Source organism: Streptomyces sp. NPDC054956 (genome assembly GCF_053609185.1).
The window spans coordinates 1-8,085 of the sequence record NZ_JBSGXB010000328.1 but is presented as its reverse complement, the minus strand read 5'-3'; the positions used below and the strand labels follow the sequence as shown (position 1 = coordinate 8,085).

2 protein-coding genes are annotated in these 8,085 nt (G+C 69.2%); both read left to right on the top strand.

Annotated elements, in window-relative coordinates:
* Nucleotides 1–38: 38 nt before the first annotated feature.
* A complete protein-coding gene (locus ACWGDE_RS32990) occupies nucleotides 39–3,290 on the top strand; it encodes a LamG domain-containing protein (protein WP_453392722.1) in 3,252 nt (1,083 codons plus the stop codon).
* A 185-nt stretch (nucleotides 3,291–3,475) separates the two neighbouring features.
* Nucleotides 3,476–8,085: RHS repeat-associated core domain-containing protein (locus ACWGDE_RS32985; RefSeq protein ID WP_453392721.1), on the top strand; the 4,610-nt coding region annotated here is incomplete at its 3' end.

Below are 8,085 nucleotides of genomic sequence, written 5' to 3'. Positions count from 1 at the left end.
CCTCGCAGCTGGTGACCATTCAGCGTGACGGGCGGTCCATGACGCTGGGCTGGCAGGGCGGTCCGCTGCCCAAGCCGGTCATCGACGGTGACAGCGCCGTCTATCCGGAGGTCCTTCCGGGCGTGGACCTGCGGATGACGGCCACGCTGAAGGGCTACCGCGAGGTTCTCGTGGTGAAGACGCCGGAGGCGGCGAAGAACCCGAAGCTCCAGCGCGTCGAGTTCGACCTGAAGGCGAAGGACGTCGAGCTCAACACGGCGAAGGACGGCGGGCTTTCGGCTACGGACGCCAACGGTGTGCCCGTGTTCAAGGCTCCTCCGGCGCTGATGTGGGACTCCAAGGGCGTCTCCGCGCCGGTCGCGGAGTTGTCGGCGAAGGAGAAGGCCGCCGCCGCGAAGGTGGAGGGTGGCGCGCTGCCGAAGCCTCCCGTGGGCGCTGAGCCCTCCGCTCGTCCCGCCGACGGTCCGGTTCCCGGTTCGCAGGCGAAGAACATGCCCGTGCACGTCGCCAAGGACAAGCTGGCCGTCGTACCGGATGCCGCGCTGCTCGAGCAGAGCGACCCGGCCGCGTTCCCCCTCTACATCGACCCTTCCGTGGCACTCGACGACGGTACGGAGCACACGGCGCTCCGCAACGACGGTGTCTCGTTCTGGGACTGGGACAACGGCAGTGACGGCCAGGGCAAGGGCATGGGCGAGTGCGGCTCCTGGGGCGGCTACTACTGCGGCCCGGGCTACGTGCAGCGCCTGTACTTCGAGTTCTCCCCGAACAAGCTCCGTGGCAAGGAGGTCCTGACGGCCCGGTTCCGGATCACCGAGCCGTGGGCGTTCCAGTGCTCGGTGCGCAATGTGTGGCTGGTCCGCATGGACGGGGAGATCTCCTCGTCGACGAAGTGGGGCAACAAGCCCAACTACGCGGACCTGATGGGCGACCGCTGGCTGTCCGCCGGCCGCGGCTCCGCCTGCGACCCCAACTCCCCCGCAGCGCCGGTGGAGTTCGCGGACAACCTTCCCGACGAGCCGGACGAGAACCTCACCCCGACCGTGCGCGACTTCGCCAACGGCAAGTACAACCGGCTGAACCTGGAGCTGCGCGCGGAGGACGAGGGGGACACCGCCTCGTGGAAGCGATTCCGTAACGACGCGGTCCTGTCCGTCGACTACATCGGGAAGCCCAACACCCCCATCTACGTGGGCCTCGTCGCAGGCTCGGGCGAGATCTGCTCGAACGACTCGACCAAGCCGTCGATCGTCTCCGACCCGACGCCGGCCATGAGGGCGATCACCGAGACCGTCTGGGGCGGCGAGGCCGGCGTCCAGGAGCGGATCCTCATGCAGACCGAGAAGAAGGAGACCAACGGAACCTGGACCCCGGTCAAGGCCAACGCGGGCGACGCCGACTACATCAGCCGGCCCTCCACGGGATTCGTGGGGGACAACGTCAAGGTCACCAGTGACCCGCCCGCCACGCTGACCGACGGCGCCCAGTACCGCTTCCGGACCTGGACCCGCTCGTACGCCGACGGCCACGAGCGCACCAGCGCCCCCAGCGCGGACTGCTACTTCAAGGTCGACTCCAGCGCCCCCAAGGCGCCGGTGGTCACCTTCGGTACGCCGTACAGCGAGTGCACCAGCACCGCCTGCGCGTCGGCCGGCAAGCCCGGCCAGGCGGGTCAGTTGACCCTCGGTCCGGCTACGGGCGACACGAACGCGGCCTACCAGTACAAGCTGTCCACGGACACCGCGTGGACCGAGATCGCCGGCGCCAAGCCGACCGTCTCGATCACCCCGCCGCTCTCCGGGACGATGAAGCTGAGCGTCAAGGCCAAGGACTCCCTCGGCCGCTGGGGCGCCACCAAGATCGTCGACTTCGTCGTCAAGGAGGGCCCCGGCCCGGTCGGCTACTGGAACTTCGACGAGGCCTCCGGCCAGGCCGTCGACACCTCGACCACGAACGCTTCCCTCCAGAACAACGCGGACCTGTCCGCGGGCAGCCTGCGCACGGAGAACGGCCGGCGTGGCTGGGTGCAGGCGCCCACCGCGCACGAGGACCGCACGCTCCAGCTCGCCGGAACCGACCAGTTCGCCTCCACCTCCAAGCCGGTCATCGACACCCGTTCCTCCTTCACCGTCGCCGGGTGGGTCCGCCTGGACCGCACGAACAAGAACGCCACGGCGTTCGGTCAGGCGGGCCAGAACATGAGCGGCGTCGCGATCACCGCGTGGGCCGGCAAGCCGTGGATGCTCCAGATGGCCACGGAGGACACGACCGAGGGCCAGCTGACCATCGGCCGGGTCACCGGAACGACCACTTCGCAGGCCGGAGTGTGGACGCACATCGCCGCCACGTACAACCAGTCCACGAACATCGCGAAGCTGTACGTCAACGGGCACGTCGAGGGCCAGATGACCGTGACCAACCCGATCGCCACCACCGGGCCGATGAACTTCGGCGCCATCAAGCACCGCGGTGCCTTGACGGACTTCCTTCCGGGCCGTGTGGACGAGGTCAAGGCCTGGCAGGACGAGCTCAGCGAGGCCGCCGTCAAGCAGGACGCCTCCCTCGTCGACCCGGCGACCGGCAAGCCGTTCCTGGACCTGGCCGGCGCGTGGGACCTCTCGCAGACCGGTCCGGCCTTCGCGGACACCTCCGGCAACGGCCGCACCTTGACGGCGACGACCGGTACGACGGTCAACGAAGGTGCCCTGAAGCTGAACGGCTCCACGCAGGCGGCCACCGTCGCGGGTCCGGTCGTCGACGACACGGGTTCGTTCTCGGTGACGGCCGAGGCGAAGCTCGACAACACCGCTCTCCTCGCCAAGCCCAACGGTTACAAGGCCCAGGTCATCGGACAGCGGACGGGCACCGGTTCCTCGTGGGGCCTGTGGTTCGAGAAGAAGGGTGTCCGCCAGGAGCCCGACGAGCGGGACCCGTCCAAGATGCTCGACTTCGTCGAGGGCACCTGGTTCTTCGGGCGCCTGACGGCCGACGGATCCGGTACCCAGGTGGCCAGTGACGGCCCGGCCGAGGTGAACGCGGGCGTCCAGGTGACCGGTGTCCACAACGCGCAGGACGGCACCATCACTCTCTACGTGGGCGCGGCCGGCCAGGCCCAGCCCAAGGCCTACACGGCCACCGTCGGAAGCGGCGAGCTCGCCGTGGGCAAGGGCTTCACCGACAGCGCGTGGGGCAACTTCCTGCCCGGCGAGATCAAGGGCATGCGCCTCTGGTCCGGCGCGATCAAGGACGCCCAGCAGATCTCCGACATCGTCTTCGGCTCGGCCGGCTGACCGCACAGGTAGCCGACAGCACAGGCAGCCAGCCCGCACAGCCCCGACCAGCCGAAACGGATCAACGACTTGCCGTGGCCGTCCCCGCAGGGGCGGCCACGGCCCACCCATACCCAAAACCCCTACCTCATGGAGCATTTGTGTCCAGCCGTTCACCAGGCGGAGGAATCCGCCACCGGCTGCCGTTGGCAGCCGCATTGGCCCTGGCCCTCGCGGTGCCGGGGGTCATGACCCCGGTCGCGGAGGCCGCCGACCTCCCCGGCGCCCCGAAGATCGCGAAGCACAAGGACGCCAAGGTCAAGGCGGTCAATGCCCAGGGCGCCAAGGCGGCCCGGGAGCAGGTCGCGAAGAACCAGGCCGAGAACAAGGTCCAGGCGGACCGGGCCCGCGCGGAGGCCAAGGCCGACTGGCCGAAGGCGGCCACGCTGGAGGGCTCGGCCGCGCGGTCGGGCTCGCGCCCGCTGGTCGACGTACGGTCCACGGCGCGGGTCAAGAGCCCGCTGCTGAACCCGTCGGTGCCCAAGGGGCCGGCGGCCCCCGCCGCGGAGGCCCCGGACGGCGGGAAGTCCACCGTCAACGTCCTCGACCAGAAGGCGGCCGAGAAGGCCGGGATCACCGGTGTGCTGTTCACCGCGTCGAACACGGCCAACGGTCCGGCGCAAGTCACCGTCGACTACGGGTCCTTCGCCTCGGCGGTCGGTGGTGGCTGGTCCACCCGGCTGGGGCTGGTCAGTCTGCCCGCCTGTGTGCTGACGACGCCCGAGAAGGCGGAGTGCCGCAAGACCACCCCGCTGCGCTCGGCCAACGACATCAAGAACCGCACGGTGACGGCCGACGTCACCACGCTCTCGGCCGGAACCCCGACCCCGACCGCCGGCAAGGCCAAGGCTCCTGGCCAGGCTCCGGCGGTCTTCGCCGTGATGGCGACGGAAACCGCCTCGCCGCAGGGCGGCGGCGACTTCGCGGCGACCCCGCTGTCGGCTTCCTCCAGCTGGGAGTCCGGGAGTTCAGGCGGTGCGTTCACCTGGTCGTATCCGGTGGCGGTCCCGCCCGCCGCGGCCGGGCCCTCGCCCTCGCTGTCGTTCTCGTACAGCACCGGCGCCATCGACGGCCGGACCGCGAACTCCAACAACCAGGGCTCGCAGGTCGGCGAGGGCTTCGACCTGACCTCCTCGTACATCGAGCGCAAGTACGGCTCGTGCGACGACGACGGCCAGACCGACAAGAACGACCTCTGCTGGAAGTACGAGAACGCCTCCCTCGTCCTGAACGGCAAGTCCAGCGAGCTCGTCAAGGACGACACCAGCGGCAAGTGGCGGCTGAAGGACGACGACGCCTCCCAGGTCACCTGGGGTACCGGCGCCGACAACGGCGACAACGACGGCGAGTACTGGAAGGTGGTCACCGGTGACGGCACCACCTACACCTTCGGCCTGAACAAGCTGCCCGGCGCCGGCTCCGAGCGCACCAACTCCACTTGGACCGCGCCCGTCTTCGGCGACGACGCCGGCGAGCCGGGCTACACCAAGGGCTCGACCTTCGGCTCTCGTTCGGAGACCCAGGCCTGGCGCTGGAACGTGGACCTGGTCCAGGACGTCCACGGCAACGCGGCCAGCTACTGGTACACGGCCGAGACCAACAACTACGCGAAGAACGCGGACAAGACCAAGCTCGCCCCCTACATCCGGGGCGGTTACCTGAACGAGATCCGCTACGGCCAGCGCGCGGACACGCTGTTCACCGGCACGCCCTCCCACAAGGTCACTTTCGACTACAAGGAGCGCTGCTTCGCCGCGAACTGCGACACCCTGAACAAGGACACCTCGGACAACTGGCCGGACGTCCCCTTCGACGCCATGTGCGAGGCGACCAACACCGACTGCCGGGCGCTCGCCCCGGACTTCTTCACGCGCAAGCGGATGACGGCGATCAACACCTTCGCCTGGTCCACGGCCCTTGAGCCGGACAACTACGCACCGGTGGACACCTTCGACCTGACCCAGGAGTACCTGGACCCGGGCGACCTCGGAGACACCAGCGACCAGTCCCTGGTCCTGAAGTCGATCAAGCGCACGGGCAAGAACGGCGGTACGGTCGATCTTCCGCCGGTGGACTTCACCTACCACATGAAGCCGAACCGGGTGGACGTGGACGGGGACAACATCGTCCCGCTCAACCGCCCGCGCATCAACACGATCACCGCCGAGACGGGCGCGATCACCACGGTCACCCTCTCCAACCCCGAGTGCGTACGGGGTACGAAGATGCCGGTGGCCGAGGACGACAACTCGCTGTCCTGCTACCCGGTGTACTGGCCGATCAACGGCGGTGACCCCAAGCTCGACTGGTTCCACAAGTACAACGTCATGGCCGTCACCATCGCCGACCCGGCGGGCCAGAACGACCTCGTCGAGAACGCCTACGAGTACGCGAACCCGGGCTGGCACCACAACGAGGACCCGCTGACCCCCGAAAAGGAGCGCACCTGGTCGGACTGGCGGGGCTACGGCAAGGTCACCGCCTACACCGGAGCCCTCGGCAAGACCCGCTCGAAGACCGTGAAGGTCTTCATGCAGGGCATGCGCGGCGACAAGCGCAAGGGCACGACCGCCACCCGCACCAACACGATCGCGGCCGTCCCGGTGACGGGCCTGACGATCCCCGACATCAACGACGACGACCAGTACTCAGGATTCCAGCGGCAGCAGATCACCTATGACGGCGCCACCGCGCTCTCCGTCTCGGTGAGCGACCCGTGGAGCAAGGAGACCGCGAGCAGGCAGGCGTCGTACGGCAACGCGAAGGCCCATTACGTCCACGCGGCGTCCGACTACGCCCACACGTTCCTCACCGCGTCCAACACCTGGCGCACGACCCGGACCGACACCGCGTACGACGACGTCTACGGCATGCAGACGCAGTCCTCGTCGTCCGGCGACACGGCCAAGACCGGCGACGAGACCTGCACGCGCACCTGGTACGCCCGCAACGACGCCAAGGGCATCACCGGCCTCGTCTCCCGCACCCGCACGGTCGGTGCGGAGTGCTCCCTCACCGACGACAAGCTGACCCTGCCCGCCAACTCGGCGACCCGTGGCGACGTCCTGTCCGACACGGCCACGGTGTACGACGACACCGCCGCGACCGCCTGGACGGCGAACCAGACCCCGACCCTGGGGCTGGCCACCTGGACCGGCCGTGCCCAGGCCTATCCGGCGGCGGTCGGTACCGCCGACCGCAACCCGGCCGGCGCCGCCGGCTGGCAGACCCTCTCGAAGACCACCTACGACACGGCGGCGGCCAAGCTCGGCCGTCCGCTGACCGTTACCGACGCGGCCGGCAACACCACGACGACCAGCTACACGCCCGCCGCGAACGGCCCGCTGCAGGTCACCGTGGTCACCGCGCCCAAGCTGGCCGCCAACGGCCAGCAGTACAAGACGTACACGTACACGGACCTGCGCGGTTCCATCGTGCGTTCCATCGAGGCGAACATGGCCTCGACGTACAACACCTACGACGCGCTCGGCCGGGTGACCGCCACCTGGCTGCCCAACCGCGGCCAGTCCCAAACCCCGAACGTCAAGTACGGCTACCTGATGGAGCGCGGCAAGCAGCCGTGGACCTCGGTCGGCACCCTCGCCGCCGACGGCAGCTACAAGACGATCTACACGATCGCCGACGCGCTGCTGCGTCCGCTGCAGACCCAGGCGCCGTCGCCGAACGGCGGCCGTGTCCTGACGGATACCCGCTACGACTCCCGTGGCCTGGCCTACGAGACGTACACCGACATCTGGGACAAGGACAAGGCGCCCGAGGGCGTCTACGCCCGCGCCGAGTACGGCAGCACCCCCAAGCAGACCGCGACCGTCTTCGACGGTCTGGGCCGCGCCACGACCAGCAGCCTGCTGGTGTACGGGGTGCAGAAGCAGTCCACCACCACCAGCTACACCGGTGACTCGACCGCCACCACGGCGGTCCAGGGCGGAAGCGCGACGCGCACGATCACCGACGCTCTCGGGCGGACGACGGAGACCCGCACGTACAGCGGGACGACGCCGAACGACCCGGCGTACGGAGGTACCGCGCCGGGCGCCGCGTACACGAGCGTGCGCCACACCTACACCGTCGACGGCAAGCAGGACACGGTCACCGGCCCCGACAACGCGAAGTGGACGTACGGCTACGACCTCTTCGGCCGGAGCGCCACCACCACCGACCCCGACAAGGGGATCGGTACGACCACGTACACGGTCCTGGACCAGATCGCGACCACGAAGGACGCGCGCAACACGGTCCTGGAGTACGCCTACGACGAGGCGGGCCGCAAGACCGGCCTGTGGAAGTCCCCGAAGTCCGACGCCAACAAGCTCGCGGCGTGGACGTACGACACGGTGCGCAAGGGTTCCCCTTCCTCCGCGACGCGCTACGAGGGCGGTCTCACCGGCAAGGCGTACACCAAGTCGGTCATCGCCTACGACGTCCTCGGGCGTCCGGAGACGACCCGGCTGTCCCTGCCGTCCGACGACCCGCTCGTCACCTCGGGCGCCATCGCGGCCACCACCGACCAGACGGTGACCTACCGGCTGGACGGCACCCTGAACACGACGTCCGCGCCCGCGGCCGGCGGTCTGCCCGCCGAGACCCTGCAGGTGAGCTACGACAACTACGGCCTGGCCAAGGGCCTGTCGGGCACCACGGACTACGTCCAGAACGTGGCGTACTCCCCGATCGGTGAGATCGAGCAGCTGACGCTGGCCCGTTCCGCGGCCGCCGGTGTCCGCAAGACGTTCAT